Source organism: Halalkalibacter nanhaiisediminis (assembly GCF_007830185.1).
Taxonomy (GTDB): domain Bacteria; phylum Bacillota; class Bacilli; order Bacillales; family Bacillaceae_D; genus Halalkalibacter; species Halalkalibacter nanhaiisediminis.
The window spans coordinates 80889-99375 of sequence record NZ_VLKZ01000003.1 but is presented as its reverse complement, the minus strand read 5'-3'; the positions used below and the strand labels follow the sequence as shown (position 1 = coordinate 99375).

General features: G+C 40.1%; 21 protein-coding genes, 1 pseudogene and 1 riboswitch. Of the genes and pseudogenes, 4 read left to right on the top strand and 18 right to left on the bottom strand.

What is annotated here, in order from left to right; translation table 11 throughout:
• Window positions 1-113: 113 nt before the first annotated feature.
• The 4 genes from IQ10_RS05760 to IQ10_RS05745 all read right to left on the bottom strand — a co-directional run bounded on the left by IQ10_RS05760 (window position 114) and on the right by IQ10_RS05745 (window position 3854).
• Window positions 114-1112: an ABC transporter permease gene (locus IQ10_RS05760; RefSeq protein ID WP_144449539.1), complete on the bottom strand. Its 999-nt coding sequence runs from the start codon at window positions 1110-1112 to the stop codon at window positions 114-116.
• Window positions 1102-1977, bottom strand: a complete 876-nt coding sequence (locus tag IQ10_RS05755; RefSeq protein WP_144449538.1) for an ABC transporter ATP-binding protein — start codon at window positions 1975-1977, stop codon at window positions 1102-1104. The genes IQ10_RS05760 and IQ10_RS05755 overlap by 11 nt, the downstream gene beginning before the upstream one ends.
• A complete protein-coding gene (locus IQ10_RS05750) occupies window positions 1967-2368 on the bottom strand; it encodes a GntR family transcriptional regulator (RefSeq protein ID WP_277877941.1) in 402 nt (133 codons plus the stop codon). The genes IQ10_RS05755 and IQ10_RS05750 overlap by 11 nt, the downstream gene beginning before the upstream one ends.
• Before the next feature lie 265 nt (window positions 2369-2633).
• On the bottom strand, window positions 2634-3854 hold the full coding sequence (locus IQ10_RS05745; RefSeq protein WP_144449537.1) for a NupC/NupG family nucleoside CNT transporter: 1221 nt from the start codon (window positions 3852-3854) through the stop codon (window positions 2634-2636).
• 288 nt (window positions 3855-4142) lie between these two features.
• On the opposite strand from IQ10_RS05745, the gene fumC reads away from it, so the two are divergent.
• Window positions 4143-5534: a class II fumarate hydratase gene (gene fumC / locus IQ10_RS05740; protein ID WP_144449536.1), complete on the top strand. Its 1392-nt coding sequence runs from the start codon at window positions 4143-4145 to the stop codon at window positions 5532-5534.
• 27 nt (window positions 5535-5561) lie between these two features.
• Here fumC and IQ10_RS05735 read toward each other — a convergent pair whose 3' ends face one another.
• Window positions 5562-5747 (bottom strand): hypothetical protein, encoded by a 186-nt coding sequence (locus IQ10_RS05735; RefSeq protein ID WP_144449852.1) that lies wholly within the window; start codon window positions 5745-5747, stop codon window positions 5562-5564.
• A 344-nt stretch (window positions 5748-6091) separates the two neighbouring features.
• Window positions 6092-6643, bottom strand: a complete 552-nt coding sequence (locus IQ10_RS05730; RefSeq protein WP_144449535.1) for a phosphatidylglycerophosphatase A family protein — start codon at window positions 6641-6643, stop codon at window positions 6092-6094.
• Between the two features lie 161 nt (window positions 6644-6804).
• Here IQ10_RS05730 and IQ10_RS05725 point away from each other — a divergent pair, with 161 nt between their 5' ends.
• Genes IQ10_RS05725 through IQ10_RS05715 form a run of 3 tightly spaced genes read left to right on the top strand, consistent with a single transcriptional unit; the run spans window position 6805 to window position 8245 of the window.
• Entirely contained in the window at window positions 6805-7542 is a 738-nt protein-coding gene (locus tag IQ10_RS05725) for an esterase family protein (RefSeq protein WP_144449534.1), read from the top strand.
• An 8-nt stretch (window positions 7543-7550) separates the two neighbouring features.
• Window positions 7551-7820 (top strand): hypothetical protein, encoded by a 270-nt coding sequence (locus tag IQ10_RS05720; RefSeq protein WP_144449533.1) that lies wholly within the window; start codon window positions 7551-7553, stop codon window positions 7818-7820.
• Window positions 7817-8245 (top strand): GNAT family N-acetyltransferase, encoded by a 429-nt coding sequence (locus tag IQ10_RS05715; protein WP_144449532.1) that lies wholly within the window; start codon window positions 7817-7819, stop codon window positions 8243-8245. Before IQ10_RS05720 ends, IQ10_RS05715 begins: the two co-directional genes overlap by 4 nt.
• Window positions 8246-8297: 52 nt before the next feature.
• On the opposite strand, the gene IQ10_RS18875 is transcribed toward IQ10_RS05715, so the two are convergent.
• The 12 genes and pseudogenes from IQ10_RS18875 to aspA form a co-directional block, all read right to left on the bottom strand.
• Complete coding sequence (locus tag IQ10_RS18875) at window positions 8298-8642, bottom strand: MTH1187 family thiamine-binding protein (RefSeq protein ID WP_437177673.1); 345 nt, start codon at window positions 8640-8642, stop codon at window positions 8298-8300.
• Window positions 8643-8720: 78 nt separating this feature from the next.
• Window positions 8721-9401 (bottom strand): annotated as a pseudogene (locus IQ10_RS18870) (DUF1385 domain-containing protein); the annotation flags it as partial.
• A gap of 36 nt (window positions 9402-9437) precedes the next feature.
• Entirely contained in the window at window positions 9438-10025 is a 588-nt protein-coding gene (locus IQ10_RS05705) for a hypothetical protein (RefSeq protein WP_144449530.1), read from the bottom strand.
• Window positions 10026-10132: 107 nt separating this feature from the next.
• Window positions 10133-10903: an ABC transporter permease gene (locus IQ10_RS05700; protein WP_144449529.1), complete on the bottom strand. Its 771-nt coding sequence runs from the start codon at window positions 10901-10903 to the stop codon at window positions 10133-10135.
• Entirely contained in the window at window positions 10904-11614 is a 711-nt protein-coding gene (locus tag IQ10_RS05695; protein WP_144449528.1) for an ABC transporter ATP-binding protein, read from the bottom strand.
• A gap of 101 nt (window positions 11615-11715) precedes the next feature.
• Entirely contained in the window at window positions 11716-12525 is an 810-nt protein-coding gene (gene thiD / locus IQ10_RS05690) for a bifunctional hydroxymethylpyrimidine kinase/phosphomethylpyrimidine kinase (protein WP_144449527.1), read from the bottom strand.
• Between the two features lie 13 nt (window positions 12526-12538).
• Entirely contained in the window at window positions 12539-13648 is a 1110-nt protein-coding gene (gene thiO / locus IQ10_RS05685; RefSeq protein WP_144449526.1) for a glycine oxidase ThiO, read from the bottom strand.
• Between the two features lie 21 nt (window positions 13649-13669).
• Window positions 13670-14449 (bottom strand): thiazole synthase, encoded by a 780-nt coding sequence (locus tag IQ10_RS05680; RefSeq protein ID WP_144449525.1) that lies wholly within the window; start codon window positions 14447-14449, stop codon window positions 13670-13672.
• A gap of 4 nt (window positions 14450-14453) precedes the next feature.
• Complete coding sequence (gene thiS, locus IQ10_RS05675) at window positions 14454-14651, bottom strand: sulfur carrier protein ThiS (RefSeq protein ID WP_144449524.1); 198 nt, start codon at window positions 14649-14651, stop codon at window positions 14454-14456.
• A 1-nt stretch (window position 14652) separates the two neighbouring features.
• The gene (gene thiE / locus IQ10_RS05670; protein WP_144449523.1) at window positions 14653-15285 is read right to left on the bottom strand and encodes a thiamine phosphate synthase; all 633 of its coding nucleotides are present in this window, start codon (window positions 15283-15285) and stop codon (window positions 14653-14655) included.
• A gap of 186 nt (window positions 15286-15471) precedes the next feature.
• Window positions 15472-15581: riboswitch (TPP riboswitch) on the bottom strand.
• Window positions 15582-15707: 126 nt separating this feature from the next.
• The gene (locus IQ10_RS05665) at window positions 15708-16826 is read right to left on the bottom strand and encodes a YqgU-like beta propeller domain-containing protein (protein WP_144449522.1); all 1119 of its coding nucleotides are present in this window, start codon (window positions 16824-16826) and stop codon (window positions 15708-15710) included.
• 203 nt (window positions 16827-17029) lie between these two features.
• Entirely contained in the window at window positions 17030-18445 is a 1416-nt protein-coding gene (aspA, locus tag IQ10_RS05660; RefSeq protein WP_144449521.1) for an aspartate ammonia-lyase, read from the bottom strand.
• Window positions 18446-18487 lie beyond the last annotated feature (42 nt).

Genomic DNA, 18487 nt, shown 5'->3' with positions numbered 1-18487 from the left:
GAATCGTTGTTTTATTAGGCGTCTATCTTTCCACCAAACAAAAGAAAACAGTGATTACGCAAAACGACGTAACCACTGCCACGAATGGAGGTTGACCTAGGTCTACCTCTTATTTACTTTCCTTTCACCTTAATATTCATAGCAAATAATCGCTTCGTTACCAAATAGCTTAAGATGAGAAAAAGAACAAAACCGATCCAGTAAAATAAAATTTGCGTCCCATTACTTAGTGAAAATGGAACAAGACTTGAGACAATCATACCTCCAAACAAGGCAAAGCAAGCAATAATGCCAACACGAAAAAAGGGCTCTAATTGTTTAAAAAGAAGAAATTCCCCGTTATGCTCGCTCGGATTACGTTCATACAGCCAGGCTCCAACACTAAGAAAAACAATCGTTGCAACTGCGGGTACCCAAAGGTGTAAATCATCTATTCCAAATGGACCCGAAAGAATATAAAGTGGCCATACTAAATAATGAATGGAAAAAATATCGTAATACTGAAAATATCCAAAGCCATGAACGCGCATGAACGAATCAATAAGCACAAAAATCCCAACTGGAAATATTGTAAAAATAAATGTTAACGCAATTTGCGAAACCATTTCTCCTGTTATCGTCCCTATAAATAACGTGAAGGTATACATAGCAAGATAACCAAGCCATTGGCTAAGAAAAAGAGAAAAATAGGATGGCTCCAAATACATTCCGAATTCCGAAGTCGAAATGAGAAAATACGCAATGGTAAAGGTGATGAGCATGACAATGGTCGTTGTTCCAGCACCCATTAGCCATTTCACCAAAAACATTGTTCTACGCTTAAACGGTAAAGCAAAGGAAAAATCATGACGACGAGTATTTCGTTCAGTTCCAATGAATTGTACTGCTAAAAGAACGAGAAAAATGATAATCAGCATACCTGATGACCCAGGGCCAAATACACCTGGCACAGCATGTTCTGGCATGAAATATTCTTGATTCGTTCGTTCACGCCATTCCTCCAGCCCCAGTATGGCTCGCATCGGATAAAGAAAAATAAATAAGAGTGTTATCATCAACAAATACATTTTTGACTGTTTCCATTCTTTTCGAAATAATGCTTTAACCGACAAAATCATCACCTCCAAGTTTTGCGACAAAAAGATCTTCAAGTGTGATTGGTAGTTCTTCATAATACAATGGACGGGCAGCTCTTATTTTCGCGATTTCCGCTTCAAGCTCTCCTTCTACAATCAAAATAAATACTTTTCCAGTCTGCTGTAACAATGTCCCTATTCCTTGAATCTCCTCAGGAATACCGTGTGGAAAAACGACTTGAATTTTCTTATACGAGTCCTTCAATGTCTCCAACGAATACTCTTGGGTTATCTCACCATCTTTTAGCATAATAATCGAATCAGCTAAAAACTCGAGCTCATCTAAGCGATGAGAGGAAATCACAACTGCTACTTGATAATCTGCTACTGCTTCGACGATGAATTGTAAAATTCGCTTTTTGACAATGACATCAAGACCATCAGTTGGTTCATCTAGCAAAATGTATTTTGCCTTTGTAGAGAACGCAAGAATAAGAGAGAAAAGTGCCTTCATTCCCTTAGAGAAGGAATGGATTCTCCCATTTCTCGGAAGTTGAAACCGATCAATTAATTGATAAAATAATGCACGATCAAAACGAGGATAAATATCACGATAAAGCTGTTCAATTTCTTTTATGCTGTATCCTTTTAACGCTTCTGAAGAATCAGGTACAAAAACGATATCCTGTTTCATCTCAGGATGCGTATAAATGCTTTTCCCACTTAGTTTGACATCGCCAATAGTCGGTTGAATAATACCGACTAAGAGACGTAACAACGTAGTCTTTCCTGCCCCGTTTCGTCCCACAAGACCAGTCACTTTTCCAGGCTCAATCGAGAAATCAATATTCGTCAGCACCTGCTTGCGATGAATGGCTTTACTAACTTGTTCAATCTGCATTCCGATCTCCCTCTCCCTTTAATGTTTGAAATTCTTCTTCTATCCACTGGGTCAATTCTTCTTTTTTAATTCCTGCATATGTCGCCTCGATCACAAGCCGTTGTAGTTGTTGTCTCAATTGCTCTAGCTGCTTTAGATCAAGTTTACGATCAGATGCATCTGCTACGAACGTTCCCTTTCCTCTTATCGTGACGATCACGCCATTTCTTTCTAATTCCTTGTAAGCCTTACTAACTGTATTTGGATTTAAAACAATTTGCGAGGCAAGGTCTCGGACAGACGGCAATTGCTCCCCACTTTCCAAAATCCCCTTAGCTATTAACTCTTTTACTTGCTCCATCACCTGCTCATAAAGAGGTGTTGAACTTCTTGGGTTAATTCGTATAAACACAGCTTCACCACCTTCCTCTAAGTGTATTAATACATATAGTACACTTAATACACACTGATTGTAGCAACTCTACCATCTATTGTCAATAATTGAGAAAAATGAAAGCCCTTGGTCAGCGAGCTGAAGTGCTGGAAGCCCGTCAATGTTTTCCAGTGTTTAGGAAACCATTTATTAACTGAAACAACCTCTGGCAACTAGACATCATCGAATTATTACTAAAAAAAACTAACCTCATCCTTCTGAGGTTAGTTTCCATTCGTTCGTATTAAATCATCATACCTGCAATTGCTGCACTTAAAAGAGAAGCGAGCATCCCAGCTGCGACAGCACGTAAGCCAAGTCTTGCAATGTCACTTCTTCTTTCAGGCGCAAGATTACCGAGTCCGCCTAACAGAATACCAAGAGAAGATAAGTTTGCAAAGCCACATAAGGCAAAACTAATGACGATGACAGCTTTTTCACTAAGTTCTTCAATTTGAGGTGCGAACGATAGATAAGCAACAAATTCATTCACAACGAGCTTTTGACCAATGAATCCACCCGCCATCACTGCTTCATTCCACGGAACACCGATTAAAAAGGCAAGCGGTGCGAACACAAAGCCGAGGATTAACTCAAGTGAAAGCTGCTCATAACCGAAAAATCCACCGACAAAAGAGAAAATCCCATTAATTAAGGCAATTAACGCGACAAAGGCAATTAACATCGCACCAATATTTAAAGCAAGCGATAAACCAGTACTAGCGCCTCTTGCAGCTGCATCAATGATGTTTGTTGATTCTTCATCTTTTGAGAGCTTAAATTCATTTAATCGATTGGTGTTTTCTTTTGTTTCTGGGATAATGATTTTTGCCATAATTAGACCAGAAGGTGCAGCCATGAAACTTGCTGCTAGTAAATATTCGAGCGGTACCCCTAAAAGAAAATAACCCATTAAGACAGAACCCGCAACAGATGCAAGCCCTCCAGTCATAACTGCAAATAATTCAGAATCAGTCATTTTATTTAAATACGGCTTTACAACAAGTGGTGCTTCTGTTTGGCCAACGAAAATATTAGCTGCAGCTGACATTGATTCTGTCTTTGAAGTACCAAGCAGCCATGATAGTCCGCCGCCAATAATTTTAATCACTAATTGCATGAATCCAATATAATAGAGCACGGAGATTAGAGCTGAGAAGAAAATAACAACAGAAAGAACATTTATCGCAAAGACAAAGCCAATACCAGTACCTTCTTCAAAAAAACCACCGAATACGAAGTTAATCCCTTCATTCGCTGATGCAATAATCCACTGCACCATATTTGTTAAACCTTGTAAAGCATCTTGACCAAAGCTTGTCTTTAAAACGAGCAAGGCAAAAAGAATTTGAATCACAAGTCCTCCAATAATCGTCCGCAACTTGATTTCCCGACGATTTGATGACATGGCCAAAGCGATTGCAAAGACCGTTATAATACCTACAATTCCCCATAAAAAGTTCATCTATCATAACACCTCTATTCAGATATGTACGTCTCGTCCGTTGATCCACAAGCAATTCTTACACATGTCTAATATGTCGCACTTCTACTATTGCTATTCAAACAATGCATTTGTCGAATCAAGTAAGATTTTATCTAATCGTCAGACGTCCGACACCATCGGTAACTATATCAAGTGTCATGAAAAAAGTAAACTATCTCAGATTTATTTAAAAAATTTTGTTTAGTTTGAAGCATTTCAATAGTGGATATCTTAGATAAGTAATAGATCAAAGATGAGGTGAAGCTTATGAAAATGAGAGTTGAACGAGATACGTTAGGAGAAGTACTTGTCCCAGAAGATCGTCTCTGGGGAGCACAAACACAAAGAAGTTTCATGAATTTTAAAATCGGGATTGAAAAAATGCCGCTCGAATTGATTTATGCGTATGCTCATGTCAAAAAAGCAGCCGCTATCGTAAACGGAGCTGCTAATCAACTTCCTGATTTAAAAGTACAAGCGATTGTCCATGCTGCAGACAAGGTGTTAAACGAAGAACTCGATGATCACTTCCCACTTGTCGTCTGGCAAACTGGTAGTGGCACGCAAACGAATATGAATATGAACGAAGTGCTAGCAACAGTGGCCAACGAGTGGCTTAAAAAAGAGGGATCTGATTTAGTCGTCCACCCTAATGACGACGTTAATCGTTCACAAAGCTCAAATGACACGTTTCCTACTGCGATGCATATAGCAACCATCTTTACAGCTACTAAACAACTATTACCGGCTCTTGCTACTTGCAAAGCAACTTTAGCAAAGAAAGCGGCAGATTTTAAGGACATTGTCAAAATTGGCCGCACCCATATGCAGGATGCCACCCCACTTTCACTTGGACAGGAAATAAGCGGTTGGATGATGATGGTTAAAAAAAGTGAAGCGATGATTCTTGAAAGCCTCAAGCACGTAAGAACTCTTGCCATCGGCGGTACTGCTGTTGGGACGGGGATCAATGCAAGTGCTGATTTTGGGGAGAAGGTAGTGGATCAACTCTCTTTACAACTGCATACTTCTTTTTTAACATCCACTAATTACTTCCATGCTCTGACAAGTCATGACGAACTCGTTTATTTTCATGGTTCTTTAAAAGCCCTTGCAACTGATTTCTTTAAAATAGCCAATGACGTCCGTCTCCTCGCAAGTGGCCCGCGTTCTGGAATTGGTGAATTAACGATACCATCGAATGAACCTGGTAGCTCAATCATGCCAGGAAAGGTCAATCCGACGCAAAGTGAAGCGTTGACGATGGTTGCTACTCAAGTGTTTGGAAATGATGCCACGATAGGGTTTGCTGCAAGCCAAGGTCATTTTCAATTAAACGTCTTTAAACCCGTCATCATCTATAATGTTCTACAATCAATTCGATTACTAGCAGATGGGATTAAGAGTTTTCATGATCACTGTTTGATTGGGCTTAGTGCCAATGAAGATGTTATTAAAGAGCATGTTGAGCGCTCTTTAATGCTCGTCACCGCCTTAAATCCTCATATTGGCTATGAGCGATCGGCGGAAATAGCGAAGCTTGCCTTTGCCACAAACCTCACATTAAAAGAAGCAGCCTTAAAGCTTGGCTATTTAACTGCAGAAGAATTTGATCACTTTATCCAACCAGGGCTAATGATTCACGCAAAAAAAGAATGAGAGCTCTTTCTCTCATTCTTTTCTACACTACATGATTTCATCATACGTATAACGAACGACATATTTATTCGTTCGTAGCTTTTTTATTTCAACTAACGGACCAATTTCATAACCATTTACCCAATTATCTTCAATCTTTGCTTTCACGCATCCAGCTTGAAACTTCGATTGAAACACTTGTTTATAATAAATCCATTTTGGCAATTGTTTCATTCTCGTTCCCTGTCCTTTCTTAGCACTTACATCTTTATTATTGTACAAAATTTCGTATTTGAGCACAATGAATCCGCCTGTCATTAATATCGTATAAAGGCTTGATTACCTGTATTCTAAAAAATCTTTTATCCTTACTCGCTTCATTCTATGTTACTCTCATCACGTATTCGAGATGTGTGCTTTCATTGTGGCCTTTAGCCTTTTTTCAAGTATACCCTTACCAAATAATCAATAACCTTAAACACCAAGCGATGAAAAATAGAGACAATCAATTTGGCTTCAACATCAGAAAAGAGTTTGACTAAGGTATCAATCCTTAAGTCAAACTCTTTTTCTACTCATTAACCAATCAATTCTTCATCTTCACGCTTCTTAATATCGCTAACACGACGATTTTCTTCTTTATCTCGTAGGCGGTGTGCAAGCCTTGCTGATGCACTTGCGGCAATACTTGCAACTAAATCATCAAGAAACGTATGTACTTCTGACTTTCGTTTATCTAGTTCATTGATTATTCCGACTTTTTGTTTATCTAAAAAGCCAAAGGTCGTTACCGCGATACTTCCAAACCCAAAAACAGAACCAAGAGCAATCGTTTCATCAACACCGAACAATCCTTCATCTGATTTAACAATAGATTGCAAAGGTTCCGAAAGCAGTTTTTTCTCTGCTAACACATCTAGTTCAATGCCGACGAGAATCGCATGTTGAATCTCACGCTTACATAATACCGCATTCGCGCTTTCGTAGCATTCTTCCATCGATAAATTCGGGCTATATTTCGCTTGCATCTCATAAACGATATCAGCAATATCTTGTATTGTGACACCACGTTCTGCTAATTTTTGACGAGCAGCTTGTTCGACTACTTCACACGGGACTGGTTTCTTCATCTAATCTCCTCCTCATGTCATCATTTTACCATATCTACCTTTTATTCGACATGATTGAGCATTATTAATGCGGTTAGGTCGAGGCATCGTTTAATCTAGCATTCCTTTTATGAATTAGGTAAAATAAAGGAAGAAAAAGCAAAGGTTTAGGAGAGGATTAAATGGCTAGACGCCCCTTACAAGGAACGATTACAGAAGATAAAATCAACAGTCAGGAACTAAATGAAGAAATTTCCTTACTTATTTATACACCACCTAACTTTACACCTTTAAACACATACGATGTTCTTATTTGCCAAGATGGCAGTGACTACTTTCAACTCGGTCGCATCCCTCGTCAGGCAGAGGAATTGATGGAAGATGCCGAAATGCGCGAAACGATTATCATTGGTGTCCCTTATCCATCCGTTGATGAAAGGAGAAAACGCTATCATCCGAATGGTGAAAAAACACCTGCCTATATTCGATTTCTAGCAAATGAGCTTGTCCCGTATATTGATGATCATTATCCAACCCATCAGCTTGCATCAGGACGAACATTAGCCGGAGACTCGCTTGCAGCAACCGTTTCCTTAATGGCTGCTGTAGAGTATCCCAGCCTATTCGGCCAAGTCATGATGCATTCTCCTTATGTAAACAAAAAACTATTTGAAGTCATTTCTGCCTTTGAAAAGTCAGAAGATATTTCACTCTATCACGTCATCGGTTTAAAAGAAACAGCCGTCGTCACGACCGATAAGAAAACGATCGATTTCTTATCGCCCAACAGAAAGCTGAGTGAGCTACTTAAAGAAAAATCATTTACGTACACGTATGATGAATTTGATGGTGATCACACATGGACATATTGGCAAAAAGATTTACCACGAGGATTAATGACTCTTTTACCGTATGCATAACCAATAAAATGTATGAGCATGAATCATTAACATATTTATATGAATGGCTTCACACAGAACCGTTTCAAGCGAATACAAAGTACCGATTTATTCCTCATTTAATGATTGGTCAGGATTTATCTGATACGGAACTTGCAGATATACTTGGTCGCTTGAAATTGAATACAATTGAGCATGAAGAAATCATTGATCGCATGCAGCTACTTTACCAACTAGAAAATGGATCATGGACGGTGTACGATACATTCCGTCTTGGAAAGGAACAGTCACAACTATGAAAGCACAAAAAGTAGAAACAAAGCAACAATTAGAGGATGCATTTGCCATTCGCACAGAAGTATTTGTAAACGAGCAAAACGTACCGATGGAAGAAGAAATTGATCAATATGAAGACGAAGCCACACACTTTATTGTCTACGATGAAGAGAATCAACCGATCGGAGCAGGTCGTCTTCGCTATGTTGACGGGTATGGAAAAGTGGAACGAATTTGCATTGCAAAGTCCGCTCGAGGAAAAGGTGTCGGACGCGTTTTAATGGAGAAAATTGAACTAGTCGCCCGCACAGAAGGGGCAACAAAAATGAAATTAAACGCGCAGCGCCAAGCAGAGGAATTTTACTCGAAGCTTGGTTACAAAACGGTATCAGGAGAATTTCTCGATGCAGGAATTCCGCATGTGACGATGATGAAAACATACGAATAACGAAGCAGCTACCTTCTTACCAAATCGATTTAGTAAGAAAGGTAGCTGTTTTTTAATTGATTTTATCTTGCTGATAGATTTCACTACTCGTCTGCGCGAGCTTCGATTGAACGGCTTCAAGCTTGCCTTCCATCGTTGAAAGTTTATCACGACGGTCATCGATTCTAATATTTGTTGCCACTCGTTTGATACCATGCTTAAATGGCACTTCGTGGATCGCTTGAATGACTTCAAATAAAACTGGGAGCTCGCCTTCAATTAACGTGCTCATTGGCGTCAGCTGGAATGTCACTTTTCCTTCATAGGTCTTCAATACTTCATGAATACAAGCAACATACTGACTAACGCTCGGTGTTTCTGTGCCAATTGGAATAATCGTTACATCGACAATGGCCATCTGTTTTTCCTCCTTTTTCGGCTTTGGTCTATGGACAACTAGCCTTTCTGGAAATTCTTTTGCTGCAAGCTTACGATAGGATTCAATCGAAGCCATTAAATGGTTTCGCTCTGGTTCTGCCGTCGTAACATGAATCTGGAGCCAGTATGATACCCTAAGTATACTTTTTTTTAACCAACCAAACTCTTTTCTATTCATCAACATGTTAACAAGTGGAATAGCTAGTAAGCTACTATAGGAAGCCATAGCTAGTGCTCTTTCTGTATTTCCCGTGAAGACTGCTACTATCCCTGCCAAAACGATCACACTTATAAAATAAATCACAACAATATTGGTTGAACAGTAGCGATTCGTAATGGCCGCTTTTTGGATACGCGATAATCTAGCTCGTCTAATCACACCTGTGTCACTGAATACTTTGTGTTCAGCCCCATGGTATTTCCTTAATTGCTTTGGAAAAAGAAAATGTGTTCCAAATAGATAATAGAAGATCATATAGTACGGCAGACCTTGCCAACCACTGTCGACAAAAAGCAATAAGATCTTAGGGACAAAAATGAAACCAAAGAAAAGAATTGTTAAGGCTTTAAACCAGAGTGGCATCGAAAGCATCACTTGTTTTATCATCACAAGCATGGTCTCTGCGCTTAAAGGCTTGAGCCAGCTTTTTAAACGTCCATGGTCATGATAGGCACAAGCGACATGATTTTTACCGATATAAAAGATTCCATTTTGATAGGAAAGCCCACGAATTTTCATGCTTGTACCAATCCTTTTTCGCCTGCGACATAGACATTACGGACGTGTTGTAATCCAGTAAGGAACATTTGCTGCATTTCCAAACGTTGGTTGTGCAAAGGTAGCATCCTCCTTATCAAGAGGGCTATGCTCAGTCCAAGTATGAAGGAAATGAAGTTGTACATCATCTGCTTGCAACTCTTCTCCTCCTACCGTTACTTCTACTCTACCGAGGTTGCCATATGTCACATTCTCATCCATTTTATTAGAAAAAGCAAAAATAATCCCGTTATCCACAACTGTACCTTCTGCCTCTTCAATCACTTGATCACCGAATAATACTTCAATGCGTGAATCTACAAACTCAAGATCTGTTCGTGCCTCACCTGTGTCCTGGTCAATGAGAGCAATCCCGATATAGTCTTCACCGTATAAGCCTTCAGCTGGCATAATCGTCCAATCCCAATTCGCTCTAATTCGTAGATCATCGTTTGCTCGATTTGCTTCAAGCTGAATGTCTATCACTTCTTGTAATTCTTCATTTGTTGCTGCTTCTGACCCTTGTAAAAACTGATAACCGCCAATGAACATGACAATCATCAATATCGCAGGAAGAATCAGTACTGGTTTATTCCCTCGAAACATCTTTGTTTGTCTCTCCTTCTCATTCTCATTACTTCTCTGTGTGAAAGTTGGTTAGTTGCTAGTTGGTTAGTTGGTTAGAAAAGGTTCATGAAAGTTTTTTATCTCTTTTAATCGGATTCTATCCGCGTTAGCTGCATGTTCTTATTATAAAAAGCTCGATAGGTTAACACCGTTACTAGCATCGCGCTAATCGATACGGCAACAAAAATACTAAGTGAAATTACGATTTGATAACGAATCGCTATATGTGGCGATACACCTGCCAAAATTAAGCCTGTCATCATCCCTGGCAACTGCACAAGGCCAATCGTTTTCAAGCCATCAACATTCGGAATCATCGCAGCTTTGACAATTTTACGAATCAATGGCTGCGTTGCTTCCTTCGGTGTTGCCCCAAGAGCAAGAGCAGCTTGTAAACGATCATAATTCTCATGAAATTCACTTTTCATCCGTTCCAGAGCAAGCCCGATGGCAACCATGCTATTTCCTATAACCATTCCACTCATTGGAACTACTTGCTCAGCTGTAAAATCAATCATATCAAATGCGAGCCACATCGATAAGACCGTTGCTTCAACAGCAAGCAAGATTAGAAAAATGACGCCATGAACTGACGAGATTCCTTTTCCTTTCTTAGCTGCATGAAATCCTGCAACAACAATCATAACCGTAAGCATAATCGGAATACCAATGAATGGTTCTAATCCGAACAAAAAGGTGAGAATATACCCAATGAGAAAGAGCTGCGCAACGCCTCGAATGGAGGACCATGTAATGCTTTTTCCTAGACCAAGAGCATACATATATGACAAGGAAAGTGGGATGAGGACGAAAACAATGAGAAAAAGCATCGACGTATTTGAAATGTCAGGTACCATTTATTCCTCCCCTTCCTCATCACGATACAAAAATCGTCTAGCTTCTTGCGTCTTCGGTTCTGTAAAAAATGCAGCTGTCTCGCCAGTTTCTACTAGCTTCCCTTTCTCTAGAAAGAGAGTGATATCTCCAAGCCTCTCAGCTTGCTCAACATCGTGGGTCACCATCAAAATCGTCTTCCCTTGTTGCTGTAGTCGTTTAATCAAATCTTCCACTAAATCCACATTGCGTAAATCAAGTGCACTCGTCACCTCATCAAGCAACAAAACATCAGGTTTATTCGCTAATGTCCGAGCTAGTGCCACCCGTTGCTGCTCCCCACCTGAAAGCTCTTCTACAGGCTTATGAATAAAATCCTTCGGCAATTGAACAGCATCCAGTAATTCCTGTCCCCATTTTTCGCTCCACTCTATTCCGTGAAGCTTCGGGCCGTATGAAAGATTGTCTTCAACTGTGCCATCAAAGAGAGCAGCTGTTTGAAAGGCCATCCCGATCTTTTTTCTTAATTCCTTTATAGGGTAGTCAGTTAGTGCCTTATCTTGATAATAAATCATTCCTTCATCAGGGTCTTCTAAACGATTCATCAGCTTGAGCATGCTGCTTTTTCCTGCTCCAGACGGACCGATGATGGTCACAAGTTGACCTTTCGCAACTGAAAATGAAACAGTTGAAATCCGTTCGTTGCTAACGGCCTTCCATTCAATTTCATACATGATTTCACTCTCCTACATATCGATCCTTTGTCCATTATACAGGAAATAATCGTCATACGAAAAGCCAACAGGGCGATTACTCCCTGCTGGCTTCACGAATCCTATTTTTCATTTGCTAAGCGACGGTAAGCTGCATGATTTGTCGGTCCAATTCCACCACCAATATGAAGTGAATGGGTAATGGCTATTGTAATAAATGCTTTCGCTGTTTCAACCGCTTTTACAATGTCTGCACCTTTTGCTAATTCAGCAGCAATCGCAGCCGCAAAGGTGCATCCTGTACCATGTGTATGCTTTGTATCAATTCGTTTTGTTTCTAACTCATGAATCGTCTTACCATCAAATAATAAATCTACAGCAGGACCATCTGTTAAATGGCCTCCTTTTAAGACCACATATTTTGGACCAAGCTTATGAAGATCAACAACAACTTGTTTCATTTCTTCAAGAGAAGTAATGTCTTTTAGTCCTACTATTTTCGCTGCTTCAGGCAAATTTGGCGTAATGACTGTTGCAATTGGTAATAGCTCTTCAATCAAGGCTTTTGTCGCTTCATCTAAAAGAAGAGATGCTCCTCCTTTGGCAACCATCACTGGATCAACGACAATATTTGTTACTTTATATTCCTTGAGCTTTGTTGCCACAAGGGAAATAATATCAGCAGAAAACAGCATTCCCGTTTTAACAGCATCCGTACCGATATCAGATAAAACTGCATTAAGTTGTGCTTCAATTGCTTCTAGTGATTGCGGGAAGACACCATGAACCCCCAACGTATTTTGTGCTGTTAGGGCTGTAATCACACTCATCCCAAATGTATTTAATTCTTGAAATGTTTTAAGATCTGCTTGAATGCCCGCTCCACCACCACTATCAGAGCCTGCAATTGTTAATGCTTTTGCTATTGTCATCTATGTTCAACTCCTATGTAAATCGCTCTGGCTTGCACGCTGCAAGCGGCGCGTATGCCTGTTTGTTATCAAGTAAATCAGCCACAGCAATCGCCGTAACAGGACTTAGCAAAATCCCATTTCGGTAATGTCCCGTAGCAAAGACAACATGTGAAGCTTGCTCTAATTTGCCGATTAAAGGGAAGCCATCCTGAGTTGCTGGACGTAAGCCAGCCCAAGTATGAAAAGGTGTTTTTTTCTCTAAAAAAGGGAAAATTCGTTTATTCCAATTCGTCAACCGGGAAATTCCTTTTTCTGTGACCTCTGTTTTGAAACCAGCAATATCCTCTGATGCACCATTTACGAGCGTACCATTTCCCTTTGGTACAAGATAGCCTTGACTCGTATAAACAATATGCTTAACCTGCTCAACTGGCACTTCATAAGCACAAATTTGTCCACGTATCGGATAAACAGGAATTCGAATGCCAAAAATATCCTCAAGCTCCTTTGACCATGCCCCTGAGCAGACAACGAGACGATCTCCTGTAAACTTTCGACCATCTGCCGCTTGAAGCAAAAGCTCATTTTGCCACACACACACCTCGACGCTTTCTAGATGTTCGACTATGGTCACACCTTGATGACGGCAAGCCGCTTCAAGTGCACGGACATAATCTGGTGCAAACACATGGCTCTCCTCTGGATAATACATTGCGGCAATCACATCTTCTGAAAGTGATGGCTCAAGCTCTCTTAAACGATTACCTGTGATTAATTCTGCTTCTGCCCCAAATTCACGTTGCCATGATTGACGGGTTTGCAGGCTAAGAACATCCGCTTCATGGTATACAGCATGTAAGCTGCCACTTTCTGAATACTCAAAATCGAGCTTTGCCGCTTGTTTGACGTCCTGCTGCCATTGCTTATATAAGCGTAAGCTATCTAAACAAAGCAAGAAAAAATCATCTGGATCTTCCCCAATTTCAGAAAAAGGCGCAAGCATCCCAGCGGCAGCGCCCGAAGCCTGTCCCCCACATGTTGATTTCTCTAGAACAGTAACGTCATAATCACGCCTACTTAATTCAAAAGCCGTGGCAAGCCCGATCACGCCACCACCTAAAATGAGAATTCTCTCTTTCACGCTTGTTCCTCTCCCTATTTCTTAGTTTGAAACAAATGAAGCGAGTCCACTACTAGCCGTAGCATATTTCTTTTTCGGAATGCGCCCAGCTTCATACGATAATCTTCCAGCACTAATCGCATGCTTCATCGCCAAAGCCATTTTAACAGGATCCTTCGCCTTGGCAACAGGCGTGTTCATTAAGACCCCATCTGCACCTAGCTCCATTGCTTGTGTGACATCCATTGCTGACCCAAGTCCTGCATCAACAATGATTGGCACTTGCGCTTGTTCCACAATCAATTGTAAATTGTACGGATTCAAAATACCTAAACCTGTGCCAATTGGCGCACCGCCAGGCATCACAGCTGCCGCACCTGCTGCTTCAAGCTTTTTACACAGAACTGGATCATCAGACGTATATGGCAGAACAACAAACCCTTCAGCCGCAAGAATTTCTGTCGCTTTTAATGTTTCAATTGGATCTGGAAGCAACGTCTTTTCATCTACGCTAATTTCAATCTTAATCCAGTCACTTAAACCTGATGCTTTGGCAAGTCGTGCAATCCGAACGGCTTCTTCAGCTGTTTTTGCTCCTGATGTATTCGGTAAATACGTAAAGGACATCCCATCTAAATGCTGCAAAATCGCATCCTCATTTGGCGCTTCTAAGTTCACGCGGCGAATCGCAAAGGTTAATACCTCTGTTTCCGATGCACGAATGGCTTCATTTTGAACAATTGGATTCGGATAGCGTCCTGTTCCTAAAAAGAAACGTGACGATAGCTCTTTTCCAGCAATCGTTAATTTGCTTTGCTTCATTTGATCAGCCCCCTCCGACAAATTGGACAAGCTCGATTTTCATTTCAACTGTTAAAGTCGTTTGTTCCCAGTCCGCTCTATCAATAATTTCACCATCGACTTCTGTCACAACTAGGTGAGGCTCTAATTCAAAATGAGCGACAACATCAGCAAGTGTAGCCACATCTAGATGATGCTTTGCTCCGTTAATCAGTAGTTTCATCTCACTTATGCCCCTTTGCAGTTAAAATTTGTTTAAACTCTTCACATACTCCTTTAACATCATTGGCACCAACAATTTCACTAATCATACAAACACTTTTTGCACCTGCATCAAGCACTTGCAAAACATTGTGAAGCTTGATTCCACCTATAGCGACAAATGGGATGTTAATTTCAGCAGCAACTTGCTGAATATAGGCGGTTGTAACAGGATCAACAACATCTACCTTACTTTTCGTTGGGAAGATTGGTCCAACGCCAATATAATCTGCCCCACCAGCTTCCGCTTCACGTGCCTCTTCAATTTTGTGCGTTGAGATCCCAATGATTTTATCAGGTCCCATGATACGACGAGCATCCTCAAGTGGAAGGTCGTCTTGGCCAACATGAATACCATCTGCATCAACAGCAAGGGCCACATCAATATGATCATTGACGATAAACAAAACATCATGCTTTTTTGTTAATTCACGTAATGCCTTCGCCTTCGCTAAAACCTCACGTTTACTACTCGTTTTATCACGTAATTGAATAATATCGACACCACCAAGAATCGCTTCTTCCATGACCTCGATTAAATCACGTCCTGGGTGAAATTCTTCTCCTGTAATCGCATATAACTGAAATTCTCTCATCACTGTTCCCACCTTAATAATGAATCTATCTCCTCTTTTGCAAAAAGGAACGGTTTATTTTTAGAAAACCAAGAATTTGAACCTCTTGTAAAAGATTTATTCTGTTTCTGCCCAACTAGTCCTTAACCAACTAACTTTTACACAAAAAAAGCCATATCCCAACGAATGGAATACGGCTGCAATATCACTCTTTTGCATCGACTTCCCTACGCTGGTATGAACCAGATCAGGTACAAGGGTAAAAGGAAACCACCTTTTTCTCAGCCTACTCAAGGCAGGCACCCCTAGTCTTTTACTTCTCATTTAATTGAATAATGGTTAATTTAATTATGACAGACTCGCCTTAAATTGTAAACAAAACTTAGATTATTCCTGAATTCTTAGTCGCTACACCGATTGCAACAATTGATCCGAAAAAAATCTTATTCTTTTAAAACGGAAACGAGAACTTTTTCTTTTATATCGTAGACATTTTCAAACAAATTTCCGATTAAAAGAAAGTCTCCATTAGGGGAAACCATCAGCGGTTCATTGCTCACAAGTTCTGTTAACTGCTCTTCTGAGTCAGCTTGCACATGATAAGCAATTAATTCATACCCATCATTATAGCTAAAATAATCCCCACTATACTTCGGACGCAAGTAATAGAAGATGCTACTAGCTTCATCGTATGTATAAAAAGGAATCCACCATTGCTCCGAATAGGTATTTAAAATCGGCATTTCAACCTGTCTACTCGGCTCACCATTTTCATAAAACGTATAAATTGAATGCAGATCATATACAGTGTCTACTGTTACAGTCAAATAACGGCGGTCTGAAAAGCCCATAAATGCAATAACCTGATCCTCTAACAGCTTCTCGTCCCCTGTATCGACATGCATTTGATAAAGAGGAGCCTCGTAGCTTGGCTGAAGTTCATTCCATTTTATATAGCCAATATCTGTTTCAGAAAGCCACTGAATATAAGCTTGCTCAAACTCAACTTGTGAGATTTTCTCCTCAGATACATCAACAGATAGAACATCAAATTCCCAATCAGGTAAATACGATACCATCATCATTTGCTCTTGATTAAATGGATTCCAGTAAACGGTATAATCGTTACCAAATCCTTCAATATTCATTTGTACTTCGCCTTCTTGATCAACGATGAATAAGCTTGCTTCATCTTGTTGATTAATGAATTCAATGGCAAATAAAGAATAATCAACATTCGCATTCACATCAACAATCCAGCCTTCTGTATCAAAAAAAACAGACGAATCCCCTGTATAAAGATGATGCTTAAGTAAACTTGACTGTTCATTTTCATCCTCTAAATAAAGAACCGTTTCATCATCATACCAACCCGATACTTCAGTAAAGGAAGAGGATACTGCTATTGGAACAATGCTTGAGCCTGTAAAAAATGAAAGAGGGACATCGCGCTTTACTAGCAAGTCAGATAGCCGTTTAGGTAAAGGCTCACTTTTATGAGATCCATTTGTACAGGCCGTTAGTACAAATATTATAACCAAACCAGAAAATACCCATTTCACCAACTTTCCCCCTCTCCTTTTTATTTATCACACTTCCTGAAAATCTCTCTTTTATTAGACGGATGACACACTAAAAAAGTTTCATCTTTTTGCAGTTATTTTGATGTTTTTTCAAAAAATATATATTTTTAACAGATGTAAAGCTAAAAAGAAAGAAGAAGAGGACACCTCTATTTGATGTCCTCGCCTTCCACTGCAAAACATCATCCGTAAATAAAACGGGCACCAGCAATTCCAGGGTTTGTCATTTCTTTCGGATCAAGAATTTCATTAAGTTCTTCTTCTGACAAAATACCTCTTTCTAAACAAATCTCTCTAACCGAACGCCCTGTTTGAATCGCTTCTTTTGCAATACGTGTGGCCACCTCATATCCGACATGCGGATTAATCGCTGTAATAATTCCAACACTTCGCTCAACAACTTCACGACAATGGTCAATGTTCGCTGTTAGTCCTTCAATCGCAAATTGCCTAAACACTTTTATACCGTTTTGTAAAATGGAAAGTGACTGAAGTAAGTTAAACACTAGCACTGGCTCCATTACATTTAACTCAAGCTGGCCAGCCTCTGAAGCTAAACTAATCGTATGATCATTTCCAATGACTTGAAATGAAATTTGATTCACGACTTCACACATCACTGGATTCACTTTACCAGGCATAATCGATGAACCTGGCTGGCGTGGTGGTAGGTTAATTTCATTCAAGCCAGTTCTCGGACCTGAGCTCATTAATCGCAAATCATTGGCCATTTTTGATAAATTAATGGCCATAATCTTCAATGCACTTGATACTTCTGTGTAGGCATCTGTATTTTGAGTGGCATCGACTAAATCCTCAGCTGTTTTTAAAGGATAACCAGTAATATCTGCTAGATAAGTAGCCACTTTTTGAATGTACTCTGGTTTTGCGTTAAGGCCCGTTCCGACTGCTGTCGCGCCCATATTTACCTCATATAAATGAGCCACAGAATGACTAATCCGACCAAGATCACGAGATAATACTCGACGATACGCACCGAACTCTTGTCCCATTCGGATCGGCACAGCATCTTGTAAATGCGTTCGACCCATTTTTAAGACATTATCAAATTCTTCTTCTTTTGCCTTTAACGCCGTTATCAGTTCCTTCAATTCCGTTGTCAACCCGTCAGCTAAGCGGAGAGAGGCAATATGAATAGCTGTTGGGAACGCATCATTCGTCGATTGCGCCATATTGACATGAGTATTCGGACTTACTCGCAAGTATTCGCCTTTTTCACCGCCAAGTATTTCAATCGCTCGATTGGCGATGACTTCATTTGCATTCATATTAAAAGAGGTACCCGCCCCGCCTTGAATAGCATCAACGATAAACTGATCTTGGAGCTTGCCTTCGATAATTTCATCCGCTGCTGTCATAATCGCATCGGCTATATTTGTTTGCAAGACACCGACGTCACGATTAGCCATCGCTGCAGCTTTTTTCACATAACCAAATGCCCGAATGAGTTCTGGATGCGGAGGATAACCTGTAATCGGAAAATTTTCACGCGCACGCATCGTTTGAATCCCATAATAAGCATCCTTAGGCACTTGTTTCTCCCCAATTAAATCACGTTCGATCCGATAAGTTGACATCATTATTATCTCCTTTTGCTACCATCATTTCATTACAAATGA

Coding starts and splice junctions, on each gene's coding strand:
- IQ10_RS05720 (WP_144449533.1), top strand. CDS start 7,551: ATGTATGAGCATGAATCATTAACATATTTATATGAATGGCTTCACACA.
- IQ10_RS05730 (WP_144449535.1), bottom strand. CDS start 6,643: ATGAAGAAACCAGTCCCGTGTGAAGTAGTCGAACAAGCTGCTCGTCAA.
- IQ10_RS05705 (WP_144449530.1), bottom strand. CDS start 10,025: ATGTTTCGAGGGAATAAACCAGTACTGATTCTTCCTGCGATATTGATG.
- IQ10_RS05725 (WP_144449534.1), top strand. CDS start 6,805: ATGGCTAGACGCCCCTTACAAGGAACGATTACAGAAGATAAAATCAAC.
- thiD (WP_144449527.1), bottom strand. CDS start 12,525: ATGACAATAGCAAAAGCATTAACAATTGCAGGCTCTGATAGTGGTGGT.
- aspA (WP_144449521.1), bottom strand. CDS start 18,445: ATGTCAACTTATCGGATCGAACGTGATTTAATTGGGGAGAAACAAGTG.
- IQ10_RS05700 (WP_144449529.1), bottom strand. CDS start 10,903: ATGGTACCTGACATTTCAAATACGTCGATGCTTTTTCTCATTGTTTTC.
- IQ10_RS05735 (WP_144449852.1), bottom strand. CDS start 5,747: ATGAAACAATTGCCAAAATGGATTTATTATAAACAAGTGTTTCAATCG.
- thiS (WP_144449524.1), bottom strand. CDS start 14,651: ATGAAACTACTGATTAACGGAGCAAAGCATCATCTAGATGTGGCTACA.
- fumC (WP_144449536.1), top strand. CDS start 4,143: ATGAAAATGAGAGTTGAACGAGATACGTTAGGAGAAGTACTTGTCCCA.
- IQ10_RS05680 (WP_144449525.1), bottom strand. CDS start 14,449: ATGAAGCAAAGCAAATTAACGATTGCTGGAAAAGAGCTATCGTCACGT.
- IQ10_RS05715 (WP_144449532.1), top strand. CDS start 7,817: ATGAAAGCACAAAAAGTAGAAACAAAGCAACAATTAGAGGATGCATTT.
- IQ10_RS18875 (WP_437177673.1), bottom strand. CDS start 8,642: ATGGCCATTGTCGATGTAACGATTATTCCAATTGGCACAGAAACACCG.
- thiE (WP_144449523.1), bottom strand. CDS start 15,285: ATGAGAGAATTTCAGTTATATGCGATTACAGGAGAAGAATTTCACCCA.
- IQ10_RS05695 (WP_144449528.1), bottom strand. CDS start 11,614: ATGTATGAAATTGAATGGAAGGCCGTTAGCAACGAACGGATTTCAACT.
- IQ10_RS05745 (WP_144449537.1), bottom strand. CDS start 3,854: ATGAACTTTTTATGGGGAATTGTAGGTATTATAACGGTCTTTGCAATC.
- IQ10_RS05755 (WP_144449538.1), bottom strand. CDS start 1,977: ATGCAGATTGAACAAGTTAGTAAAGCCATTCATCGCAAGCAGGTGCTG.